Below are 24,169 nucleotides of genomic sequence, written 5' to 3'. Positions count from 1 at the left end.
ATGGATGATAAATTGAGTATAGCGCGGATTTTTTATCCGGTAAAAACTTTAGGTCCAGGAAATCGCGTGGGTATTTGGACTACGGGATGCTTGAGAGGATGCCAGGGCTGTATAAGCCCGGAACTTCAGGATTATGATAAAGAAAAAGAGTTTGAGGTAGAAGCTGTAATAAAAATGATACGCAGCATAACATACCCTATTGATGGATTTACAATCTCTGGTGGAGAGCCTTTTCTTAATCCAAAAGCACTGGAAGCTTTGGTGCGGCAATTAGCTGAAATCAATGATGATATTCTTATTTATACAGGATACACATTGGATGAGCTGAAACAGTTGTCGATGATAGAAGTTGACAATATTTTGAATATATGTGCGGTTCTTATAGACGGACCGTATATCGCAGATCTTAATAATAACTGTGGACTACGAGGATCATCCAATCAATGCGTACACATTTTTCGACACCATGATAGGTATGTGGATTATGAGATGCAAGAACGAAAAATTCAAACTGTTGCATATGGAAATAGTATGCTTATGATTGGTATACCCAGGAGGAAAAGCGATGATTAATGCGGCTGAAACACAGCCACCGAAAGCGCAATTTAATAAAATTAATGCTGCCGAGACAATACCGCCGCATACGGGGGGCGGTAAGACGATTACCCTTTTGTCAGGAGAAACTGTTGCTGATAGTTTTGTAATAAACTCTCTTATGGAAAAGCAAGGCAAACAGTCTAATGTATATATGGCAAAAAAATGGGGAAAAAACTATGTTGTCAAGGTATACAAGAATGGATGGAAGCCATCAGAGAAAATGCAGGCGTTCTTAACTTCGGTTAGTCATCCAAACATTGCGCATGTGGTAGAATGTGGAATTCATAATGGAAATTATTATGAAATATATGATTATTATGCGTCCGGAACATTAGAAGAAGCAAAGGAACTTTCAAACGCTCACATTCAAAATGTTATTGTTCCTTCTATTAACGAAGGATTGCATGAATTACATCGTAACGGAATTGTGCATTGCGATATTAAGCCAAGCAATTTATTTTACAATAACGAAGGAAATCAGATATTAATCGGAGATTGTGGAATCAGTGGATACACAAATTCTAACGGGAAACTGGTTGATGGGATGCGTGGAACACCTGAATATGCACCTAGAGTAAAGTCTTTATTATGGAGTGCATCAATGTCTCCATCCTACGATTATGGCTCTTTCGGGTTAGTCTTATGCAAAGCAATTTTAGGACATTCCCTTTTTGCTGGAATGTCGGTTGAAGAGATTGCCCGTGCTTGGGAAAACGGTATTGAGTTACCTGGCAAAATTAGTGGTCGACTATTGGTATTAATAAAAGGTCTGATAAATGAAGATGAGGATCAGCGTTGGGGGTATCAGCAGGTTAAGCGCTGGTGCGAGGGAGAATATATGCGTCCAGCAAGTCGGAGTATATATGCTCGCCCTAAGAAAACTCAAACCAATCGTCCGTTAATCTTCGGACATTTTGATGGTGATATATTAACGGTCAACTCATTACACCAACTTGCATCAGCTATAAAAGAACATTGGAATCAAGCAACAAAGGTTATTAAACGCCGTGAATTGGTAGAGTTTGTTCGACAGTATGATAGTAATCTGGCAGATGAAATTCGGAAACTTTCCATGCTTCAAGATGCAGATGCGGCAGTTTTCAGATTGCTTCAGAGTATCGATGATGAAGAGGAAATTAGCTATTGCGACAAAAAATATTCATCCTTAACCGCTTATGTTGAGTGCCTGGCATCCGGTTGTGATGAATATGCTAAGCGATTTTTGGCATCAGGTTTGTTAGTATTCTATTTGCGAAAGATGGATTATGACAAGGTTCAGGTAGATCGTTTGGAACAGCTAATACAGAGAAATGGATGTAATGACATGACGGCGATTTCTACTATTTGCTTTGCGCTACAAGGTAAAAAATCAATCGAGATATTTGGAACGGATGTCGATTCTCTAAACAAACTAGTGGCGGTTATTTCGCATAAGCCTATTGCAGACATTTGCAAAATGCTGGAAGATGATAGATTCATCGCATGGATCAATAGACTCGGATACGAACGAGAAATGAAACGGCTAAAGGAGGTTGATTAAAATATGAGTAGTTATTATACTGCTGCACAGCTTGAAGCTATGAGAAAAGAGAAAATCAGAAAAGAACTTGCAGACAGTATTCAGAGACTAAGCATACAGTTACAGGAAAAGCACGAAAACTCTGTACATATTAACAACTCCGGGAATGTCGAAATTTCGGTTTTCGTTACTGACGATACAACCTCTGGAAGTGGAGAGAATTTATCTGTAGCAAAAGAAAGTTTAACCCAAAGTACAAATATAGCGAGAACTCAACAGGATGGCTTGGATTTTTCAGGGCTTCTTATTAGCAAGCATCGAGTTTCCAAATTGGAAGAAGAATTGAATTCATGGATTGAACGAGTAGATGAAAGACCAATCATTACTCAAAATGATGAAGATGCAAGAAAACGGTTAAAACAGGAACTGCAGAGAATTCTAAATCAGAGTGTAGACATTGAAGATAAAATCCGTAGCATAAAAATGCGAGTAATGAGTTATCTCCAAGGAAAACAGGTTTTGACTGTTGATGAGATAAACAAAATTCGTGATAGATATTATGAATATGTTGCTTTGTGTCAATTCCTTGAATTAACTCCAACTGAGAACACTCCATATAGAGTTGAGCAAGAAATTGAAAGAATGAAAGCAGTTGTTGAAAAAAGGAAGCAAACAGAATACATCATGCAAGTTATTCAGTCAATCATGGAAAAAATGGGGTGCCAGATAAAAGAAGATGCCATTTTGGATCATACACTTGGACAGGTGTTTTCTGTTGCGGGACATCCTCTGTGCGATGTTTTTGTTGGAAATGATGGTAGTGGGATAATGTTTGAACCTATTGGTCAATCAAGGGGCGGATCCCTGGAGAAGAAAAGGCAGATTGAGGCAAGTGCTAATCATGTATGTTCCTTATATGCTGAACTTGAACAGCAGGCAGCAGAGATGGGAGTAATATTATCCCGTGTCTATTTAGATCCAGCCAATGTTGACACTATGTGTATTCAAGCGGATGTTTCTGCTCAGAAGAGTGAAAAGAAACAACGGAAAGGTTCTGCACAGAAACTGAAAGCTTTGGAAACAGGAGAATAAAAATGGCGTTTTGTAAAATATGTGTATGTGGAGAAAAAATAGTATTTCAGCGAAGGATGAGTTATCCTGAAAATTGTCCTTCATGCGGAAGACGTACGGTTGAATATAGTACTTATCCTGAGGACGATCCAATGGTTGAGGAACTATTACGCCAGTATAAGGCTGCTGATACTAACAACAATGAAAGTCAGCCGGAATCAGATGATGTTTCTGGGGTTGCTGATTCTCATTATTCGCTTCATTTAGAAAATGGTGTGGTAATAAACATTCCTGATGAAGGCGGAATAGTTGGCAGAACTGAAATTGGAGCGGAAGAATTAGCGGATTACCCATCAGTGAGTCGAAAACACTTAAAAGTAATTCCACGAAGATCTGTTGGCGTAATTGTTGAAGATTTAAGTTCTTATGGAACTTTAATTGATGGGAAGAGAATCGAAAAAAATACACCTGTAAGAGTAGTATCGAACTCGGTTATAACACTTTGCAATGTTGATGCAAAATTGATTGTTAAGGAGGACTAGGGTCGTGATTCAAGCAGAAAAATGGCAGAAGGATCTGGCGGTATACCAAGACATAAATACGACATTTATCATTGAAGGAAATGTTCACGACCTCCAACCATGGATTTATGAGGATGATGGGACTTGTGAACCGATTCCACTGTCCATGTATCTGCAAAGGTATTTGTCGGAAGAAGGATATGATCCAATAGTTTTTTACAATAGAATTGACGGCTTTTCCAACCCTTATGCAATGAACATGATCTCGACATTCTACAGGGAGACTTCTTCAGACGAAAAAAGTTCCAAAGATATAGGTTCTGCAACCGAACTGGTTCGAAAGGCCATGGCCAGTGCTATTCGCCCGTCAGCGATTATTATTGATTTAGCCAATACGATTGCGTCTTCACCCGACAATCTTTCTGAGGAGGAAATTGAGTATTTCACTAGGCTAATGTTAGCCTCTAAAAATCCAACTCAGGCATTGAGCATGAATGAAAAACGTCCGTTAACGAATTTGATGTTTTTGCTTGTCGAGAAAGTTAATGACATTCCGACTTGGTTCTATCTGAATAATCCTTATGTAAGAACCTTAACAATTTCCCGACCTGAAAAGGATGTTAGAGCTGCAGTCATTGATGCAAGATTAGATACGCTTAAGGGAGTTGCTTCTTTGGATGATTCAACTCGTAAAAAAATCCAGGATGAATTCGTGGCACTTACAGACGGAATGACCTTGGTAGAGTTATTTGGTATCTTTTCTTTATGCCAGCAAAAACATTATACGGTATATCAAATCCGTGAAGCAGTAAAGATGTTTCGTTATGGCGAAACAGAGAGTCACTGGGATAAACTTGATGCTGAAAAAGTCCGAAATGCGGAAGACTTTTTGTCAATGCGCGTAAAGGGGCAAGAATGTGCTATAAGAAAGGCGGCCAGTGTATTAAGCAGAGCTTGTACAGGAATGTCAGGCATACAAGGCGGCTCGAATAGTAGACCGAAAGGTGTATTGTTTTTGGCGGGACCTACAGGTACCGGCAAGACAGAACTCGCAAAAACAATAGCAGAGTTCGTTTTTGGAGATGAGAGCTTTGTTACTCGATTTGACATGAGCGAATATCAACAACCTCACTCTGACCAAAAATTACTTGGAGCACCTCCCGGATATATCGGATATAGTGATGGTGGTCAATTAACGAACGCAATTAAAGCAAAACCTTTTTGCGTTTTGCTCTTTGACGAGATAGAAAAGGCACATCCATCCATACTTGATAAGTTCCTCCAAATTCTAGAAGACGGAAGAATAACGGATTCAGCTGGTGAAACAATGTACTTCTCAGAGTCTCTTATTATTTTTACAAGCAATCTCGGTGTTGTTGGAAGAGAAGTAGAGACCGGAAAGCGATATCAGACGATCACTCCTGATATGAATTATGAAGATATTCAGAGTGCATTATTAGCAGCCATTAAAGACTATTTCAAATTCACAATCCAAAGGCCGGAGTTGCTGAACCGTATTGGTGATAACTTTGTTGTCTTCGATTTTATTAGACCGGAGGCTGCAAGCTTAATATTGGAATTAAAGCTGAATGCTGTTTCTGAATATATGGGAAGAGAAAAGAACATCCAAATAATAATTGAGGAGCCATTTAGAAAATTATTGCTTGAAAAGGCATGTGCTGATTTGTCAAATGGCGGACGAGGCATTGGTAATATGGTCGAGACTTTACTTGTGAATCCTCTATCTCAAATCATCGTAAAGGAAGCTTGGAAGCCGGGCTGCACAATAACCATTCACGATTTTGAACTTAATTCTCCTGGCACTTTGAAATACTCGATTGCTTAACTCGCTTTAATAACAATTAGTGCGTTGAACGGCAGCTGATATGTTCCCGTGTACTGCGGGGGTGGATTTGTTCCCCTGTACTGTTGTTGTTCACGGCATCGTCTCGTTCCACGTCGAGACGGTAGTATTGATGTCTAAGTGCATGTGAAACAGCATTTAGTTTTCTGAAGGCTGTAAGTTTAATGGGTGATTTGGTAAAAAAGGAATTTTAATAGATATGAGCAAAAATAATAAGAGAGAGATCAAGTATTATAAATTTGAGTTAGGAAATACAATCGTGATGGAAAAAGACGGGCTGTGGTACCAAAGAGATCAAGAAAACCACGAATGGATACTTAATAACAATTGGATGGCAAGATATTTTGATGCGCAATACGATGTGATTGAAATCGATTATGATGAAAGTGAAGAATTTGACTATACACCTCGAACCCTTCCGGGATTCTTTTCTGTGACACAAGAAAAATTAATTGCTTCGGTGAAGGATAAGGATGAATCAGAGAATAACTGGAATTATTGTCCTTATGAGTATTCTGAAGGAATGCCTTCCAAGGGTTTCAGCCTTCCAGAGGAACTTGCCGCGGTACTTCCTAATCCGGACAGAATAATTATCACCAGCTTCTCAAGTGCGGGGAATACATTTGGAACGAGGAAGCGTTTTGGTTTTGGCATGAATGGTATGAATGATATCCATAAGGCACAGAATTTTATTCAATATCGATGGAAACGAAGCAAAAAATCAGAGCAAGCGCAGAATTGTACCAGTCTGTTTGCAGATTCTTTTCATCCATTTATACAGAGGTATGCAAATGATATTTCAGGATGTGTAGAGAACATATTGCACTCAATTATGTATGCACCAATTTCTTATGAATTGACAGATGGTATACTTAACGCTTGTCTTGATTCTGGATATCACGAAACTTATTATCAAGAAACTTCGGAATACATTCGTTATAACGATAGATATCAAGAGTCCTATCATGACGGCGGTGGCAATGGCTTTAAAGAATGGTACGTTTATGCTGCTTCAATCACGGAGTATAAAACAGAGCTCTCAGATGTAATTGGTTATAAGCATTTTTCGGCATTGCCTTCTGCTAGTCTTCCATATTGTCGAGGTTTCTGGACAGAGGATGGACATGTATATCTGGTTGATCCATGGGGACTCTCTGGTATCTTTGAGTTTTATTACCATTCGGAAGAACGTCCCGATGCTTTCTCTGAAGAAAAAACCGAGAATGTTGGTACACCATATAAAAAGCAGACCTAAGTGTTGAACTGTTTTCCTTAACATAGGGGTGTAATTTGTTTTCGAATACTGTTGACATTTGAGCCATTGTCTCGTTCCGTGTGGAGAGCGCAGTTTTAGTGTTAAAAAAGCATAGTCGTTTTGATATTATCTCTTAAAAAATTGCAGTATATTTTTTCATCATAAACGCTTTCGGTTTTGTATGATTTATAATTTTTATTGCATTATATATTATTATATATTGCGTTATTATTTATTATTCAACAAGAGAAATAAATAGCGAAAAGTAGCGTATTTACGGGCTTTTTTGAGATTAGGCAATAGCTCATGAAAGTCCGTATTTCTTATATTGAAACATATCTACTGTAAAAACGGTCAGAGGGTTTAGGCTGTGGATTAGATGTCGTGGGTTGTGGCACTAGGATAGATGTTATCTAGGGTGCAAACTCAATTTGAGTGAGTGATTTAGATGTTGTCTAATCCGGCAACTCGACTGTTGGCAATGTAGCAGGCAGTGGATTAGATGATAAGGGAGGAGTGGCATAGATGCCTAGGCAGAGTAAGAATAAGTTTGAAATCATAAATGATGAAATTCATATCACACGAGAAGGATGGCCATTAATAGGTCTTACCACATACAGAGAAGATTATTACGAGGAATTGACATCAAAAACTTGGTCATTAACAAAACCTAACAGTGATACAGAAGATAAAGGTTATTTGTCTAACGGAACATTAGGATTACTTCATCGCTATATTGCAGGTAAATGGTACGGCGAAGATGTTCTGAAGGATATGACAGAAAAAGGATATGTTGTCGACCATATGAATAATAATCATGCGGATTGTAGAATATCCAATTTGGAATTTTTGAAAAAAGCATATAATACCGCAAAAGGTCAGGCGTTTGACGTAGATTCAAAAGCGATGGAGCATCATATTGCGGTGAATCTTTTTAAAGATTTTTCTACTGGCTGTTATCAAATGACTATAGGTTGTAACGATGATATTGTTGGATTAACAGCAGATGGCAAAAAATATCACATTGTAGCGATTCTACTTCTATACGATTGTGATTATTCCATAGTTATAAATGATGCTGAAAATATTCTGCGCATGTATGAAACAGAAGGTCGTATTGATGTTAGTAAAACATATGCCTGTGATATTAAGATTAGAAAAGCTGTTGATATTCAATTAACTGAGGAAGAAAAGAACGGAGCTGTTGTTATACGTGATGGAGTACCTTACCTTATTCTTGGAACTGGTAAGGCGTTTCTTAACTCAGTACATTATCAGGAGGGGTGGATGCCTCCGAAAAAGTGAAAATTATCATATGCTACGGTAAATAACTGGATGTTAATTTGCGTTGCTTGAGGCAACGACTCTTTTGACTGTAAGATGAAGCTGTAAAAAACAAGGAGGTACAAATTATGTTGAATGAAAACATAAAAAACTTAAGAAAGTCAAAAGGGCTATCACAAGAAGAACTTGCTATTAAATTGAATGTGGTTAGGCAAACAGTATCTAAATGGGAGAACGGATTATCAGTTCCAGATTCAAGTATGTTGATTTCTTTGGCAGATGAATTAGATACCTCTGTCAGTGAGTTACTTGGAGAACCAATAACAGAACCTGCTACTGATGATTTGAAAACGATATCAGAAAAATTAGAAGTTATTAATCTTCAGTTAGCAAAAAGAAGTATGGCAAGAGTTAAAACGGTTCGATGGCTGCTTATCTCGTTATGTGTGTTAATTACAGTAATATTTATTGCGCTTATAGCTATTAACGGTTCCTATTTAAATTGGAATTATAATAATCCAGAATTAGCTGTTGCTGGAACAATAATGCATGGGAGAGTATCCCCTGGATTGTGTAAAGCTTCATTGCAGTGTAGAATAAAAGCACAGCAATGGAGGTTATTACAAATGGCAAGAAGAAAGCGAACACCAGAGGAAGAAGCTCGAAGAACAAAAATCAGAGAATTATTGCAGGCAAGCAATGTGGGCAGTATGGAGGATATCCAAAATCTGTTCAAGGAAACCATTGCGGAATTTATGGAAGCCGGGCTCGATGCAGAACTTGATGAAGAACTTGGATACAGCAAGTACGACTATCGGAACAAAAAGACGGATAACAGCCGGAATGGTCACAGTCAGAAGACATTGCGGACCAGTTTCGGAGATGTAGAAGTAGATATTCCCAGAGACCGAAAAGGAGAATTCGAGCCTCAGCTGATAAAAAAACGTCAAACCAGCATCAGCCAAGATATCGAGGAAAAGATTTTGTCCATGTATGCGAAGGGAATGACGACGAGCGATATTGAAACGCATATCCAGGACATTTACGGTGTAGAAGTCTCTGATACGACGATCAGCCGGATAACGGATAAGATTCTGCCGATTGCAAAAGAATGGCAGCAGCGGCCGTTGGAGAGCATTTATGCAGTGGTATTTCTGGATGCAATCCATTATCATGTCCGCAGCGAGGGTCGAATCGTCAAAAAGGCAGTATATATCGCTATTGGCATTGATCTGGATGGGCATAAAGATGTCCTGGGCATGTGGGTCGGAGAAAATGAAAGCGCTAAATATTGGGCTAGAGCGATTCATTTCGACCTTATTGTGAATGGCTACATTGATAAGAAGGGCGTTCTTACCGATAAGTACTATGAGGATAAGGCTAATGGCGAATTGAAAGTTGCCGAAGAAGTAGCTGATTCTACTGCATCAGTAATTGAGATTATTGATTCTATCTATGACAGCAGAGCAATGCAGCCTGAAAATGCTCGTAGTAACAATGTTGAGCTTGAGGTTGATGAAAGCAAGCTTGCTATGCCTGAGTTCAAGGCATTATGGTCTAAGATTAATTCTAAGTCTGTATATGTCGTTGATTTTGATACTGATGAATTGGTAAGAAAATCTATCGATTCATTGGATAGAAAGCTTCGTGTTTCTATGATTTATTTCAAGGTTGAAACCGGAGCAATGGAACAGATTAAATCTAAAGAAGAGCTTGTGAGCGGAGCGTCTTTTGTAAAAGAAGAATCTGCAAGCTATGGAAACGTAGTCGCTGCAAGTTCTAATGTTAAATATGACTTGATTGGAAAACTTGTTGATGAGACTGGACTTACAAGAAAAGCTGTAATTCAGATTCTTCAGGGAATCCAGCCAACAACATTCAATCAGTTTAAGAACAATCCGGAGGAATTCATCATTAAGGCAGCAGCACTTATTAATGATGAAAAGGCAACCGCCATCATCGAACACATCACTTACGATGTAATGGATGATAAGTATGGCACAGATGTGTTTACTGACCCGACAATCAAAGGTCGCTTAGGCGTAAATGCAATGAAGGCAAAGAAGCATCTGTACGACCATATTGTTTATGACTCATCCAACGAGCAGGCATTTGCTACTGAATTGGATACAAATACAAACGTAGCTGTATATGTTAAACTGCCAGACGGATTCTATATTTCAACTCCTGTTGGACATTACAATCCTGACTGGGCAATTGCATTCTATGAAGGAACCGTTAAGCACATCTACTTTGTTGCAGAGACAAAGGGTTCCATGAATTCAATGCAGCTTCGATTAATCGAAGAATCAAAGATTCACTGTGCAAGAGAACACTTTAAGGCCATCAGCAATGGTGAGGTCGTTTACGACGTTGTTGATAGTTATAAGACTCTTCTTGATATGGTGACGAAGTAATAATATGTCGTTATGGCATACAGAAGGAGCGTGAAAGTATGGGTAAAGAATTATTCGACAATATACCGAGCAAAGTAGCAGACTTATTGTCTGATGTTAAGAATGGACGTATTGGTCTGCCTGACCTGCAGCGCCCTTTTGTATGGAAGGATAATAAGGTTCGTGAGTTGCTCGATTCAATGATGAAGGGATATCCTATTGGCTACATCATGTTATGGGCATCTCCAGATGATTATGAAAATACAGGCTATATCGGTAAAAACGATAAAATGTATAAACGTCCAGATGATTTAGTAATTGACGGTCAGCAGCGTTTAACAGCGCTGTTGGCTGCAATGTACGGAGTAACCATCAAGGACAAAAACTACAAGGAAAGAAAGATTCGTATTTCTTTCAATCCTTTAACACGTGAGTTTGCAGTGTGGACACAGGCCTATGAGAGAAATCCGGAATGGATTAGTGAAATCAGCAGCGTGTTTGCAGCAGACCAAGAGCACAATATTTCTAAGTTTAGAAAAGCATATATCAAAACTGCTAACGAGGGCCGTGCAAAGAATAACGAGCCTGAGCTGACAGAAGATGAAGAAGATATCATCGAAGAGAATATCAATGACTTACTTAACCTTGGTATCTATTCATTGCCAACATTGAAAATTAATTCAAAGGCTGATGAAGAGGATGTTGCGGACATCTTCGTCCGTGTAAACTCTGGTGGGCAGAACCTTACTGAAAAGAACTTCATTGAGACACTTATTGCTGTTTATGATAATGACGTTCATGACAAGATTAACAAATTCTGTGCTGAATCAAGAATACCTGCAAACGGTACATCATTTAACCAGATTCTGCAGGTAGACCCTTCACATCTTATCAGAATGTCTGTAGGTGTAGGATTTAGAAGAGCACGTTTGCGTTATGCATATATGTTGCTCCGTGGTAAAAATCTTAAGACTGGAGAAATTACACAAGATGTTCGTGAAGAAAATTTGAAGATATTCAAGGAATCTTTGGATATGGTAACCAACCTAAATAACTGGCATGCATTCATGAACCTGTTTGCATCTGCTGGATATTTGAAAGGAAGTCTTGTAGCTTCCTCAAATGCGGTGGTATTCAGCTACGTTTTATACCTTATCGGAAAGTATGATTATAAGGTGTCTTCTGTGGAGCTTCAGAAGATTATTCGTAAGTGGATATTCATGTCTACAATTACGGGCTTTTATACTGGTTCAACAGAATCAGAAGTTGAAAAGCAGTTTGCTGACTTGAGAGATGTTCATAATGCTGATGAATTTGTGGCATACCTTAATTCAGTTATTGCTAATAGATTTACAGATGATTACTTCGAGTATTCATTACCTGCTGAATTGAACAGTTCATCTGCAACATCACCAGCTTGGTATGGATATGTTGCAGCCATCAATGTACTTGGAACACCTATGCTGTTTAGTACAGCACCGTTATCACAGTACTTTGTATTAGGAACAAGCGGAGATAAAAATTCAGTGGATAAGCATCATATCTTCCCTAAGCACTATCTTGAGGAAATCGGATATGACAATGACCGTGATAGAAACCAGATTGCGAACTTTACATATCTGGATTACGCAACAAACATAGATATCTCTGATGCACCTCCAGCAGAATATGTTGGTAGATACAGAGACAAGCTGGGCGAAGACGGTTATAAGCTTGCTTGCGCTCAGAATGCATTACCGGAAAATTTTGAGCAGTTATCATACCCTGAATTCTTGAGTCAGAGAAGATTATTGATGGCTCAGATTGTAAAAAAGGCTTATAACGAGCTGAATAAATAAGGTTGAGACGATGCCTTCTATGTGGAAATAGTTCTACGATGACCCAGTCCCTAAAAGGCTAGTCCCAGCTTGAGACAGTGGTGGCAGATAATTTGCTTATATATAGTAGCAACAAAGAAAACTCGATATGTTTCCGACAACGAGAAGGGTTAAGGTTGCGGATTGAATAATGGCAAAATGTGCCGATAGATATGTTTCCGAGAACAATTGAAAATCGGCTCAAAATAGGGCGATATGTTCCGATATTGCGACATCAATCAGCACGTTTCGAGCCATGTTGAGTCCGTAGTTCTGCTATCGCGAACGAAGTGATGCGAGAGTAGATTATGGAGGACCATGCAAGGCACGCCCAAGAGGCGGAGCCAAAGGCGAACGCAGATTGGAAGCGGGCTACTGCAGAGACGGTAGTACTGACTTTCCACAAAAAGCCAGGTGGACATATCAAAGTAAAAGTTAAGTTTGGGGAGGGTGAGGGAAAAGTTCTGCTTAATGATATTGCTCAAAGAGCAGAAAGATACAAGCCAAAAGAGCGAGTGACCTATAAAATGATAAAGGAATACATAAAAGTTAAATACGGTTTCAAAGTACATACCGCATATATCGCAGAGGTAAAGAGAGATTTAGGCTTGCCGATGTACGATGCTTTGATAAAATTTTGATGTGATTGTGGGAGGAGAAATGGGGAAAATAATTAAAGAAACGCTTCATGCAAATGGAATAAATATTGGTATTTCTGGGATTATGGGAGAGGCTTCATAATCCTGGTTTTAAACCCCTCGAATTCGAGGGGTTTAGAAAGCGAGCGGGAGCAAATGCATTTACAATGTCACCTAAGAAGTTGATAGAAGCAACTGCTGCAATTGGTATTGTTTCAAAAGCAGGGCGTTATGGTGGTACCCATGCTCACAGTGATATTGCGATGTCGTTTGCTACGTGGATTTCACCGGAATTCCAGTTGTATATTATGAAAGATTATCGAAGATTAAAGACTGATGAAAATAGCCGATTATCTTTGAACTGGAATTTAAATAGAGAAATCCGATTTTGTTACCGTGGTAAAAAGGAGGATTGTGCCAATCAGTGTCATGATAATTCCGGCAATTAAAATGGCATCCACCCCGAATCCCAGCAATTGACCGCCTGCAAAATTTCCGGCGGAACAGCCCAGCGCGTAAGCTGCGGTACTGAAGGCCTGTCCTTTGACCATATCTGCAGGGCGGACTTTTTCCTGTGCATAGTACACCTGAGCCGGCGCCAGAAAAGCATAGGAAGTGATCTGCAGCAACTGCAGGAGATAAATTGTGCCAATGCTTTTTGCAAAATAGAACAGAACGGCTTTTAACAGGAAAGAGCAGGCAGCAATCTTCAAGAGTCTGGTATTTGACAAAAATCTGTGAATCCTCTGAAAGTAGAAAATCACAGGGGCACCGACCAGTGCAGAAATAAACAGAGCCGTTCCTACATGGCTGCTGTTGCCGCCCAATCGCCCCAATATGACAATCAGATAGTTTTCCGTCATGGCATGATACATTCCCAGGAAAAGGATTCCTGCCAGAGATGCACAGTACCAGCGGTAGTGAAAAAAGAAAGCCCGGATGGAGCAGCTGTGAGTGGTACTGCTTTGTACAGATTTTGGTTTTTCGATTTTCGGATAACCAAACAGAATCAGGATGCACAGAAGACGAAATCCAGTGAGCAGCAGGATCATCCATGTGCTTCCAAGCCGTGCGATCACATATCCCAGTACCAGTGCGGAAATGGCAGATGCAGCAGAGCCAATACCGCGGCCTGCACCATAATTGATCTGGTAACCTGCCTGGGTATAGGAAATGCATAGCGCATTTATAAGGGGAATCATGGCATCCGAACTCAAGATAGCGACCATATAGCAAATACCCGTAAGTGCCGTGGGGATCCCGGACAACAGCTGAATGCAGAAACTCACAACGCAAAGAAAAGACATTCCAATCAGCATTTCTGGCAGCTGAAAGCGCCGTGACTTATCTGCAATTCCGGCAAGGACTGGCTGCATCAGGCAAGACAGAAGCCCTGCGACTGCAAGTAAAGTTCCTACAGCAGCGGAGGATATTCCGCAGTTCAGCAAATAGGTGGTTGCGAAGCTGGCAGCTCCGGTGGATGCTGCCCAAAAGGTAAATTGAGTAAGGCAGTAGCGTAAGGTCAGATTTTTCATCATACTATCCCCCATCGTTGTTGCATGCTGTTTTCTGCCTTCGAAGATAGTTCCAACAATTTTATTTTTTCTGCTCTTCGATATTCACTGGGCGTTAATTGATACAATTCTTTGAATTTCCGGCAGAAATATCCTGTATTATCAAATCCGGTATTCTGTGCAATGAACGAAATACTGTTTTCGGTTGTGTTAAGAAGCTTTGCAGCACACTTCAGTCTGTAATGGATCAGATATCTGACAGGAGTCATGTGTAGATAGTTGTGAAATATGTGAAGTACACTGCTTTTGCTGAGGTTTACGGTTCTGGCAATATCATCAAGAAGAATTCGATGCTGGTAATGGGTATGCATATATTGCATCATAATCTGCAGCTGAGCCTGCGTGTGCGCATCTGTGGTTGATGCGGGAGTATTCTCGGTGGTCTGCAGATGTTCACACAGGATATCCCATAGTTGAAAGAGAAGCTGTACAGTCTGTATTTCGCAGGGACTTTCTGCTTCCTGAAGGGCAAAGACAGAGAGAAGGATATCCAGGATCTGTTTCTGCCAGAGATGATCTGTCGAAAAGATCTGACAGTCTACGGAAGAATTCAGAACCGGGCGGATATACTTCTGGTAAATCAGGCTTCCTTCCGGAGCGAGAAGGGAAGGGGAAAATACAATGTTCGGAATAATGACATGTTCCGGTGATTCAAAACGATGAATCACCTGTGTATTTATGAAGACACCGGTTCCGGGTGTTAAGACATACCGGTTACTTCCGGCTGACAGCGTTGCAGACCCTTTCTCGACAAATACAAACTCTACTTCCGGATGCCAGTGCCAGTCGATACAATGAAAATCAAATTGCCAGATATCTTCCAGATAATAGCTGAAGGGGTATTCCTCGTTTCCATGGGCAATCGTTTCTCTCAGAGTTTCATCCGTCAGTATTTTTGTGTATATAGGATTAATAGTCATAGCAAACACCTTCTTACGATATTGTGTAATAATTATACGATATAATTCATTGAAAAACACATAAAAGTACGATATATTTCAATGGTATTATATAAGCAGGAGGAAATGAAGTCAATATGGCAAAAAACTATAAAAGAACACTGATTGCCTGTTATCTGGGGTTTATTACACAGGCGATTGCAGCTAATTTTGCCCCACTGTTATTTTTGAAATTCCACAGGGACTATGGAATATCGTTGGGAAGGATAGCGCTCATTCCCACCACATTTTTCCTGACGCAGCTGTTCGTAGATGTCTTGTGTGCACAGTTTGTGGATCGCATCGGATATCGGAAATGTGTTGTGGCATCCGAAGTATGCTATGCTGCAGGACTGGCAGGGCTTGCATTTTTGCCGGGATGTTTTCGTGATCCGTTTACCGGAATGATCATCAGTGTCATTGTGTATGCAATTGGGAGCGGATTGATTGAAGTATTAGGCAGTCCGATCGTGGAAGCGTGTCCATTTGAACACAAAGATGCCGTCATGAGTCTTCTGCATTCATTTTACTGCTGGGGATCTGTTGGAGTTATTATATTATCCACATTATTTTTTGCAGTTTTCGGAATAGACAGCTGGAAATGGCTTGCCTGTATCTGGGCATTGATTCCATTATATAATATATATAATTTTGTGACTTGTCCGATAGAACATCTGGTTGAGAACGGACAGGGGATGACGATAGGCGAGTTGTTCAAAGTCCCATTATTCTGGGTCTCCATTATTCTGATGATATGTGCCGGCGCCTCTGAATTGTCCATGGCGCAGTGGGCCTCTGCATATGCGGAATCTGCGATTGGATTGTCAAAGACGGCGGGTGATCTGGCAGGCCCCTGTATGTTTGCGGTTACGATGGGAATCAGCCGAGTGATTTATGGGAAATACGGTGAAAGTCTGAATCTGATGCGATGTATGCTGGGCTCCGGCTGCCTGTGTCTGTTCAGTTATCTTCTGGCTTCCATGTCGCCGAATCCGCTGATTGGCCTGATCGGTTGTGTCATCTGCGGATTCTCGGTTGGCATCATGTGGCCCGGAACCATCAGTATCTCTTCCGGCCAGCTGCCTTTGGGTGGAACGGCAATGTTTGCTCTTCTGGCAATGGCGGGTGATCTGGGAGGAGCATTCGGTCCGGGGCTTGTAGGCAATATTACGCAGAATGCCAATGATAACCTTCAAAAAGGAATGCTTGCAGGCTGTGTTTTTCCAGTGGTCTTAATGATATCGCTTCTGATCATGAAACAGTTTCAGAAAAGATCTACTGATATTCGACAATAACAATTTGTTTCTGCCGATCTGTATGTGTTATGATGAAACGGAAAATCCTCTGCCTTATAAAAAGGCAGGGGATTTTTGTCAGGAGTCAGTTTCAGCTTTAAATGCCGCGGAAACGGAAAGTAAATGTCATTATTTTGCTGATGTCCAGTAAATATTCAGGATGTACCCGTGCTCCCCAGCTATTGTCTCCTGCGATTCCCATCTGCTGCATGGATGCGCGGATAACGGTGTAATGAATCTGTGGAAGTTCGAAAGGATGTCTTGCATTTTCCATTTCATGCGGAGTCCAGGGCAGTGCAGAAAAGTTGATGCAGTCTCCCTCGAACAACAGCCCGCGCCCTCGTCTGTCAGTTACTTTTGCCCAGCGGACACCGACTTTATTGCCGCATTCCTGGGGAACCATGTAGCGTGCCAGGTTGTCGATAACTGTATTTTTGTAGATACCAAGTTTTGCACCTTTTTGACGGTCTGCATATGTCTCTGCCGGTCCCATTCCATACCATTCTACCTGATTATAATCTGCATTGATCTTCATAATCATTCCGAATTCCGGCATATCACCAAGTTCCGCTATTGGGTCATAAGAAAGCGTAGTTTCGATGGTTCCATCTCCGTAGACTGTATAGGCAACGCTGCAGTGAGATACCGGTTTTGTTGCCAGATGATATCTGAATGTGACTGTCACGGAATTTCCGGTTTCTTCTACCAGAGGGGATTCAGGTGCATTCGTCTCAAAATCCTTATGAGATGGATAGAGACTGGCAAGTTTCCATTGTCCGTACCTTGCCATCATCTGGTTTCCTTCGTCATTATCTATCGGTGCACGCCAGAAGTTCGGCTTCGGAATGCTTTCGATCATCTCTGTTCCGCCATAACGGTAGGATGCCAGTCCACCGTATAAACCAGAGAATAATACTTCAAAATTTTCTCCGCTTACACCGACGTTGTCCCATCCCTTGACAACGGAGATTGGTTTTTGGCATTTTTGATGTGGTGTGGTTTTTTCAACGGTATAAATGGTCTGGCCAAAGGCAATTTCATAGCCTGCTTTTTCCCAGAGGGTATCTTCCTTCAAAACGAAAGAAACAGTTACCGTATATTCACCAGGCGCAGAAGCTTTGCGGATCGGAAGCGCATATTCTTTCCTGGACAGAGGTGCAACGTCTGTGTCAAGTGCAGCCTGGCAGACAATCATTCCGTCTTTTGCAAGAGAAACGATACAGTCAAAGGTACTGGTATTTACAAACAGGTTTTTATTAATAATAAGAACTGATTCTGCCGATACAGTTGCAGTGATGTTCTGGTAATTGTATTTTACTTCCTGCATCTTTGGCGATGGGCTCCTGTCTCCACCATATACGATTCCGTTTCCGCTGAAATTATAGTCCGTCGGACGTTCCCCAAAGTCTCCGCCGTATGCCTGAAATTCATTGCCGTAGCGATCCTTTTTATAGATGGACTGGTCTACGTAATCCCAGATGAATCCTCCCTGATACAGAGGCTCAGTGTCGGTCAGATCTGTGTATTTATGCATGGCACCGCAGGAATTTCCCATTGCGTGTGTGTATTCACAGCAGATGAAAGGCTTGTCACGATGCTCGGATAAGAACTTCTGGATGGAGGCAACAGATGGGTACATCTGACTTTCCATATCACTGGTTTCATTATAGCGGCGGTCATTGAAGATGCCTTCATAGTGAACCAGACGTGTGGAATCAAGCTCGCGGAATTTATCTGCCATATCACGGATGACAGAACCGCCGAAAGATTCATTTCCGCAGGACCAGATCAGAATAGAGGGATGATTCTTATCGCGCTGATAAGTGGAATTTACACGATCAAGCATCATGGCTCGCCATTCATTATGATCACCTGGTACTGCGAGACTGTTATCGGCGAGACCACGAACGATCGGATCCCAGCTTCCATGAGATTCCAGATTGTTTTCATCAATCAGATACAGACCATATCGATCGCAGAGACGATAGATCCTGGAGTCATCCGGATAGTGGCAGGTACGGATTGCATTGATGTTGTGACGCTTCATGGTGAGAATGTCCAGAAGAATTTCATCAGCCTGAGGTACACGTCCGGCTTTTGAGCTGAATTCATGGCGATTCACACCTTTGAATACAATCCGTTTTCCGTTCAGACACATGATATGGTCTTTTATCTCAAAGCGGCGGAAACCGACATATTCAGAGATAACTTCCATGAGCTGTCCGTTTGTATCGTATACGTGCAATAATAATTCATAGAGGTTTGGTTCTTCCGCACTCCACAGGTCAAAGCCGCTGACCGGAAGGGAAAGATGTCCGCATCCATCCTGCAGAGAAAATGATGCAGATGTAAAAAGAGCTGTCTCCGGACTGTTTTTCAGATATTGAGTTGATGAAGCTTCATCGGAAGGAAGTCTGCGAAGATCTGCCTGAATCCGGCCGCACCCACATCCGGATACGTCAATAACAAGTTCACCGGCCTGATAAGTATCATCAAGTAGTGTCCGGATATTCAAATCCCAGATATGTACGTCCGGACGGGTAAAAAGATATACATCCCGGTAAATACCGGAGAATCGGAAAAAGTCCTGATCCTCGGTCCAGCTGCTGCTGGTCCACTTGTATACCTGGACTGCCAGCTTGTTCTCACCTTCCCGAATATATGGAGTTAATTCAAACTCTGTTGGGGTGAAACTGTCTTCACTGTATCCGATATATTGTCCGTTCAGCCAGACAGCCATGCCGCTTTCCACACCCTGGAAAGAAATATAAATTGGTTGTCTCTGCATGTTTTCCGGAACAGTAAAATATTTTACATAATTGGCGGTAGGATTGAATTTGGACGGAATCTCGCCGGCCCAGATATCTTCTCGTCCGTCCCATGGATACTGTGTATTGACATACGCCGGAGTATCATAACCTTCCATCTGAATGTGAGCCGGTACTCTGATATTGCTCCAGTTTTTACAGTTATAATCTCCGGCTTCAAAACCTTTTACAGTGTCATCCAGATTTCTTCCATAAGAGAATTTCCATATGCCATTCAATAAAAAACGATAAGGATTTTCCTGATTTCTGAGGCAGGATTCGTTCGGGTAGCAGATATGGTCAGAATGTGCCGGAAGTGCATTTTCTTTAAAAAATTCCGGATCTTTTATTTTATGATAGTCGAACATGGTATACCTCCCTGTATGATAGAACTTCTTCTATTATGAGAAATAGAAAGAAAAATTACAATATAAAATCGGTGCAAAACATGGAAAATATTGTCGGAAAGACCATTTTGATATCCGGCTGCTGTCTTGACTTATCCCTTCAAACTGGATAGATTTAGAGATACAGTGGAAGAGGAAGAAAGAGCAGAAAGCGGAGGTTGATAGATGAAGATCAAAGGCGCAATTTTTGATATGGATGGAGTGTTGTTTGACACAGAGAAGATATTTCAGAAAATATGGCATGAGATTGCGGCAGAATATGGAGTCGTGCTTTCTGAAGGTTTTGCGAGAGACATCACAGGCAGCAGTGGGCCATATATGTGTAGAATTATCGAACGTTACTATGGAGTGCCGGACGGAAATGTGATTATTGAAGAGTGCCGGAAACGTATCAGACAGAGCCTGAAAAAAGAAGTACCAAAAAAACCGGGAGTGGAGGAGATCCTTGAATATTTCCGGAGCGAGGGAGTAAAAATTGCAGTAGCAAGCAGCAGTACGAAGGAACAGATTGAAAGCAATCTGAAGATTGCAGGAATCAGACGGTATTTTGATGCGATCACAAGTGGAAAGGAAGTCGTGTACGGAAAACCGGCTCCGGATATCTTCCTTCTTGCGGCGAAGCGGATTGACTGTGCTCCAAAAGACTGCTATGTATTTGAAGACAGTGAGAATGGAATACGTGCCGGTGTGGCAGCCGGCTGCAGAACGATCATGGTGCCCGATCTGATCGAGCCTACGGAGGAGATCAGAAAAATCTGTTACGGGGTCTATGAGAATCTGGGGATCATTGCGAAGGAAAGAAAAATAAGATAAATGATATTTTCCTGAAATATGTGATATAACAAACGGGAGATCTCGATTAGTATATAAGCACATTTAGAAAAGTACAGGGGGAAAAGTATTATGAAAGAACTTCTTTTTGGAGCGGCATATTATGATGAGTATATGCCATATGAGCGACTGGATCAGGATATTTCCATGATGAAAAAAGCCGGAATGAATACGGTTAGAATTGCAGAGTCCACATGGAGTACCTGTGAACCACAGGAGGGTGTTTTTGACTTTTCGCATGTGGAAAAAGTGATGGACGCGATGGAAGAAGCCGGAATGAAAGTGATCATCGGAACTCCCACTTACGCAATTCCGACATGGATGGTAAAGTCACATCCGGATGTCATTGCTGAGACGGTAAGTGGAAGAGGAATCTACGGTGCGCGTCAGATCATGGATATCACACATCCGGTATATCTTTTCTATGCAGAACGCGTCATCCGTGAATTGATGAAACGTACTGCACACAGACAATGTGTTATTGGTTTCCAGATCGACAATGAGACAAAGTATTATGGGACGGCAGGGAAAAATGTGCAGGAGCGATTTGTAAAATATCTGCGCAGAAAATTCCATGATGATCTGGATGCGATGAACCGGGAATTTGGTCTGGATTATTGGAGCAATCGAATCAATGCATGGGAAGATTTTCCGGATGTGCGTGGTACGATAAACGGAAGTCTGGGAGCTGAATTTGAGAAATTTCAGCGAACACTGGTAGATGAATTCCTAAGCTGGCAGGCAGATATTGTGAATGAATATCGAAGAGAGGATCAGTTTATTACTCACAATTTTGACTTTGAATGGCGGGGATATTCTTATGGAGTACAGCCGGATGTCAATCATTTTCATGCTTCTCGATGTATGACGATTGCAGGAGTTGATATATATCATCCGTCTCAGGATGAACTTACAGGTGCTGAGATCGCATTTGGCGGAGATATGACACGTTCTCTTAAGAAAGGGAACTATCTTCTCCTTGAGACAGAAGCTCAGGGATATCCGGGATGGACACCGTATAAAGGACAGCTCAGACTGCAGGCGTACAGTCATCTGGCTTCCGGTTCAAACAGTGTGATGTACTGGCACTGGCATTCCATACACAATTCATTTGAAACTTACTGGAAAGGCCTTTTAAGCCATGATTTTCAGGAAAATGATGCTTATCGCGAGGCATGTGTGATTGGCCGTGAGTGGAAAGAGATCGGGCAGTCTCTGGTGAATCTGAAAAAGAAAAATGAAGTGGCAATTCTTGTCAGCAATGAATCGCTTACTGCGTTGAAATGGTTTGGAATTCAGGCAACGGCAGCAGGAGATGACGGAATCGGGTACAATGATGTTGTGCGCTGGATCTATGATGCGTTATACCGGATGAACGTGGAATGTGATTTTATCTGGCCGGAATCAGAAAATCTTGGACAGTACAAAGCAATCTTCGTACCTGCTCTGTACGCGGCACCGGATGCATTGCTTGAAAGGCTGAATCAGTACGTTGCAGATGGCGGGCATCTGGTGGCTACATTTAAGACTGCGTTTGCTAATGAAAATGTAAAAGTTAGTCATGAAGTACAGCCGCATATTCTGAATACATGCTTTGGCGTAGAATATCATCAGTTTACATTTCCGAAAAATGTGGGACTGTCAGGGACAGTGATTCGTGACGGAGCCTGTGCAGAGGCAAAAGTCTTTATGGAACTTCTGATACCGCAGGGAGCACAGACACTGGCTTCCTATGATCATTATAATTGGAAGGATTATGCTGCAATTACCAAAAATCATTATGGAAAGGGGACGGCTGTATATCTCGGCTGTATGACGGATGATGAAACGTTAAAATCCGTGATAAAGACTGTATTTCAGGAGGCAAAGACAGAACTGTCTGCATACAGTTTTCCGGTGATCGTCCGAAAAGGAACGAATGATTTTGGGAAGCAGGTGACGTATTTCCTCAATTATTCATCAGAAGAGAAGGATATTAAGTATCTGGAAGAACCAGGAAGAAAACTTTTGTCCGGAAGTCGGACAGAAACCGGGGATACATGGAAGATACCGGCCTGGGGAGTAGAGATCGTAGAACAATTATGATAGAATAATCTATACAGAATCGTAATCGTGAAGTGAGGGAGATGTGAGTATGAAAAATAAGAAGGTGGTTGTCTGCGGACATGTGTGTATCGATATCACGCCGCAGTTCCTGCCGAATCAGAGAGCAAAGCAGATCGGTGAACTCTTAAGACCAGGGAAACTTCTGAATGTGGGAAGCGCTACGGTCAGTGTCGGAGGAGCTGTAGCGAATACGGGTCTGGCGCTCCTGAAGTTCGGCAGTGAAGTGATTCTTATGGGAAAGATTGCAGATGATTCGTTTGGAAATATTATTGAACAGACGTTTCGGGAATATGGAGCAGAAAAACATCTGATCCATGCCGGCAACGAGAGTACTTCTTATTCTATGGTAATTGCACCTCCGGGAATTGACCGAATGTTTCTGCACCATCCGGGAACCAACGATACCTTTTGTTATGGGGATCTTGATTTTGAGCTGATCTCACAGGCTGGACATTTTCATTTCGGATATCCTTCTGCCATGCGTAACATGTATGTGAATGAGGGAAGTGAATTGCTTAAGATCTTTCAGAAAGTAAAACAGCTTGGTCTTACGACTTCGCTGGATCTCTCGGCGGTAGAAGACGGATCAGAAGCTTCAAAGACAGACTGGGCAAAGCTTCTGGAACGTGTGATTCCATATGTGGATTTCTTTGTCCCCAGCATTGAAGAACTGGGATATATGATGGACAGGCCACTCTACGAGGAATGGAATCGACGGGCCGGAAGCAGTGATATCACAATGGTCCTTGACGTTGAGAAGGACATAAAGCCGCTGGCTGACAGACTGATTGCCTGGGGAGCAAAATGTGTGCTGATCAAATGTGGAGCTCCGGGAATGTATCTGCAGACGGCTGATGCAAAAGTAATGGCACAGATAGATCCGCAGTTTTACGATTGGGGCGGACTTTCTGTCTTTGAGCAGAGTTATGTACCGGATTGTGTACTTTCGGGAACCGGAGCGGGAGATACCAGTATTGCAGCATTTTTGAAAGCCGCCATTGAGGGGTATCCGGTGGAACGATGTCTGCAGCTGGCAGCAGGGACAGGCGCTTCCTGTGTTACGGCGTATGATACTTTGAGTGGTCTGAGATCTTTTGAAGAATTAATTCACAGAATTGAAAATGGATGGGAGAAGAATTCTTTCTAAACTAGATATATAGAATATAAGGGATTGTTGCAAAAAATGATATGAATGTATTTTGCAACAATC

The 24,169-nt window shown here is 41.5% G+C and carries 16 protein-coding genes and 4 pseudogenes; 17 read left to right on the top strand and 3 right to left on the bottom strand.

All coding sequences use genetic code 11. The features are described 5' to 3' along the window. The 13 genes and pseudogenes from ABE547_RS01315 to ABE547_RS01255 form a co-directional block, all read left to right on the top strand. Entirely contained in the window at nucleotides 1-573 is a 573-nt protein-coding gene (locus ABE547_RS01315; protein ID WP_347377066.1) for a 4Fe-4S single cluster domain-containing protein, read from the top strand. Then, nucleotides 566-2,137 (top strand): protein kinase, encoded by a 1,572-nt coding sequence (locus ABE547_RS01310; RefSeq protein WP_347377065.1) that lies wholly within the window; start codon nucleotides 566-568, stop codon nucleotides 2,135-2,137. Before ABE547_RS01315 ends, ABE547_RS01310 begins: the two co-directional genes overlap by 8 nt. Before the next feature lie 3 nt (nucleotides 2,138-2,140). Continuing rightward, nucleotides 2,141-3,208 carry a hypothetical protein gene (locus ABE547_RS01305; RefSeq protein WP_347377064.1) on the top strand — a complete coding sequence of 356 codons (1,068 nt, stop codon included), beginning with the start codon at nucleotides 2,141-2,143 and terminating at the stop codon, nucleotides 3,206-3,208. Between the two features lie 2 nt (nucleotides 3,209-3,210). Further along, nucleotides 3,211-3,729, top strand: coding sequence for an FHA domain-containing protein (locus ABE547_RS01300; protein WP_347377063.1), 519 nt, complete (start codon nucleotides 3,211-3,213; stop codon nucleotides 3,727-3,729). A gap of 4 nt (nucleotides 3,730-3,733) precedes the next feature. Beyond that, nucleotides 3,734-5,554: an AAA family ATPase gene (locus ABE547_RS01295; RefSeq protein ID WP_347377062.1), complete on the top strand. Its 1,821-nt coding sequence runs from the start codon at nucleotides 3,734-3,736 to the stop codon at nucleotides 5,552-5,554. 217 nt (nucleotides 5,555-5,771) lie between these two features. Beyond that, nucleotides 5,772-6,827 carry a hypothetical protein gene (locus ABE547_RS01290; protein ID WP_347377061.1) on the top strand — a complete coding sequence of 352 codons (1,056 nt, stop codon included), beginning with the start codon at nucleotides 5,772-5,774 and terminating at the stop codon, nucleotides 6,825-6,827. A gap of 525 nt (nucleotides 6,828-7,352) precedes the next feature. Then, nucleotides 7,353-8,132 (top strand): HNH endonuclease, encoded by a 780-nt coding sequence (locus ABE547_RS01285; protein ID WP_117570847.1) that lies wholly within the window; start codon nucleotides 7,353-7,355, stop codon nucleotides 8,130-8,132. Nucleotides 8,133-8,239: 107 nt separating this feature from the next. Beyond that, nucleotides 8,240-8,410: pseudogene (locus ABE547_RS01280) on the top strand (helix-turn-helix transcriptional regulator); the annotation flags it as partial. A gap of 327 nt (nucleotides 8,411-8,737) precedes the next feature. Beyond that, a pseudogene (locus tag ABE547_RS01275) lies at nucleotides 8,738-9,406 on the top strand (IS256 family transposase); the annotation flags it as partial. A 174-nt stretch (nucleotides 9,407-9,580) separates the two neighbouring features. Then, nucleotides 9,581-10,528 (top strand): hypothetical protein, encoded by a 948-nt coding sequence (locus ABE547_RS01270; RefSeq protein WP_347377156.1) that lies wholly within the window; start codon nucleotides 9,581-9,583, stop codon nucleotides 10,526-10,528. 38 nt (nucleotides 10,529-10,566) lie between these two features. Beyond that, nucleotides 10,567-12,345, top strand: coding sequence for a DUF262 domain-containing protein (locus tag ABE547_RS01265; protein WP_347377060.1), 1,779 nt, complete (start codon nucleotides 10,567-10,569; stop codon nucleotides 12,343-12,345). A 398-nt stretch (nucleotides 12,346-12,743) separates the two neighbouring features. Next, nucleotides 12,744-12,989: pseudogene (locus ABE547_RS01260) on the top strand (RNA methyltransferase); the annotation flags it as partial. A gap of 80 nt (nucleotides 12,990-13,069) precedes the next feature. Then, nucleotides 13,070-13,384, top strand: a pseudogene (locus ABE547_RS01255) (KilA-N domain-containing protein); the annotation flags it as partial. Here the strand turns inward: ABE547_RS01255 and ABE547_RS01250 are convergent. Next, nucleotides 13,370-14,536 carry an MFS transporter gene (locus ABE547_RS01250; RefSeq protein ID WP_347377155.1) on the bottom strand — a complete coding sequence of 389 codons (1,167 nt, stop codon included), beginning with the start codon at nucleotides 14,534-14,536 and terminating at the stop codon, nucleotides 13,370-13,372. The pseudogene ABE547_RS01255 and the gene ABE547_RS01250 sit on opposite strands and share 15 nt — an antisense overlap. Beyond that, entirely contained in the window at nucleotides 14,536-15,495 is a 960-nt protein-coding gene (locus tag ABE547_RS01245; protein WP_347377059.1) for an AraC family transcriptional regulator, read from the bottom strand. Before ABE547_RS01245 ends, ABE547_RS01250 begins: the two co-directional genes overlap by 1 nt. Nucleotides 15,496-15,611: 116 nt before the next feature. On the opposite strand from ABE547_RS01245, the gene ABE547_RS01240 reads away from it, so the two are divergent. After that, a complete protein-coding gene (locus ABE547_RS01240) occupies nucleotides 15,612-16,808 on the top strand; it encodes an MFS transporter (RefSeq protein WP_347377058.1) in 1,197 nt (398 codons plus the stop codon). A gap of 97 nt (nucleotides 16,809-16,905) precedes the next feature. On the opposite strand, the gene ABE547_RS01235 is transcribed toward ABE547_RS01240, so the two are convergent. After that, nucleotides 16,906-19,983 (bottom strand): glycoside hydrolase family 2 TIM barrel-domain containing protein, encoded by a 3,078-nt coding sequence (locus ABE547_RS01235; RefSeq protein WP_347377057.1) that lies wholly within the window; start codon nucleotides 19,981-19,983, stop codon nucleotides 16,906-16,908. A gap of 204 nt (nucleotides 19,984-20,187) precedes the next feature. On the opposite strand from ABE547_RS01235, the gene ABE547_RS01230 reads away from it, so the two are divergent. From ABE547_RS01230 to ABE547_RS01220, 3 genes are all read left to right on the top strand, one after another. Next, nucleotides 20,188-20,835 (top strand): HAD family phosphatase, encoded by a 648-nt coding sequence (locus ABE547_RS01230; RefSeq protein WP_347377056.1) that lies wholly within the window; start codon nucleotides 20,188-20,190, stop codon nucleotides 20,833-20,835. Between the two features lie 90 nt (nucleotides 20,836-20,925). Continuing rightward, nucleotides 20,926-22,938, top strand: coding sequence for a beta-galactosidase (locus ABE547_RS01225; protein WP_347377055.1), 2,013 nt, complete (start codon nucleotides 20,926-20,928; stop codon nucleotides 22,936-22,938). 43 nt (nucleotides 22,939-22,981) lie between these two features. After that, the gene (locus ABE547_RS01220; RefSeq protein ID WP_347377054.1) at nucleotides 22,982-24,106 is read left to right on the top strand and encodes a carbohydrate kinase family protein; all 1,125 of its coding nucleotides are present in this window, start codon (nucleotides 22,982-22,984) and stop codon (nucleotides 24,104-24,106) included. The last annotated feature ends 63 nt before the right edge of the window (nucleotides 24,107-24,169 follow it).

The organism is Dorea sp. YH-dor226 (assembly GCF_039832105.1).
Lineage (GTDB): Bacteria > Bacillota > Clostridia > Lachnospirales > Lachnospiraceae > Dorea_A.
Note: the sequence above shows the minus strand (reverse complement) of the source record. Positions and strands in the feature narration are given on the sequence as shown.

Excerpts from the sequence above, each read along its gene's own strand:
- ABE547_RS01315 (WP_347377066.1), top strand. The coding sequence starts at position 1 with ATGGATGATAAATTGAGTATAGCGCGGATTTTTTATCCGGTAAAAACT.
- ABE547_RS01310 (WP_347377065.1), top strand. The coding sequence starts at position 566 with ATGATTAATGCGGCTGAAACACAGCCACCGAAAGCGCAATTTAATAAA.
- ABE547_RS01305 (WP_347377064.1), top strand. The coding sequence starts at position 2,141 with ATGAGTAGTTATTATACTGCTGCACAGCTTGAAGCTATGAGAAAAGAG.
- ABE547_RS01300 (WP_347377063.1), top strand. The coding sequence starts at position 3,211 with ATGGCGTTTTGTAAAATATGTGTATGTGGAGAAAAAATAGTATTTCAG.
- ABE547_RS01290 (WP_347377061.1), top strand. The coding sequence starts at position 5,772 with ATGAGCAAAAATAATAAGAGAGAGATCAAGTATTATAAATTTGAGTTA.
- ABE547_RS01285 (WP_117570847.1), top strand. The coding sequence starts at position 7,353 with ATGCCTAGGCAGAGTAAGAATAAGTTTGAAATCATAAATGATGAAATT.
- ABE547_RS01270 (WP_347377156.1), top strand. The coding sequence starts at position 9,581 with ATGCAGCCTGAAAATGCTCGTAGTAACAATGTTGAGCTTGAGGTTGAT.
- ABE547_RS01265 (WP_347377060.1), top strand. The coding sequence starts at position 10,567 with ATGGGTAAAGAATTATTCGACAATATACCGAGCAAAGTAGCAGACTTA.
- ABE547_RS01250 (WP_347377155.1), bottom strand. The coding sequence starts at position 14,536 with ATGAAAAATCTGACCTTACGCTACTGCCTTACTCAATTTACCTTTTGG.
- ABE547_RS01245 (WP_347377059.1), bottom strand. The coding sequence starts at position 15,495 with ATGACTATTAATCCTATATACACAAAAATACTGACGGATGAAACTCTG.
- ABE547_RS01240 (WP_347377058.1), top strand. The coding sequence starts at position 15,612 with ATGGCAAAAAACTATAAAAGAACACTGATTGCCTGTTATCTGGGGTTT.
- ABE547_RS01235 (WP_347377057.1), bottom strand. The coding sequence starts at position 19,983 with ATGTTCGACTATCATAAAATAAAAGATCCGGAATTTTTTAAAGAAAAT.
- ABE547_RS01230 (WP_347377056.1), top strand. The coding sequence starts at position 20,188 with ATGAAGATCAAAGGCGCAATTTTTGATATGGATGGAGTGTTGTTTGAC.
- ABE547_RS01225 (WP_347377055.1), top strand. The coding sequence starts at position 20,926 with ATGAAAGAACTTCTTTTTGGAGCGGCATATTATGATGAGTATATGCCA.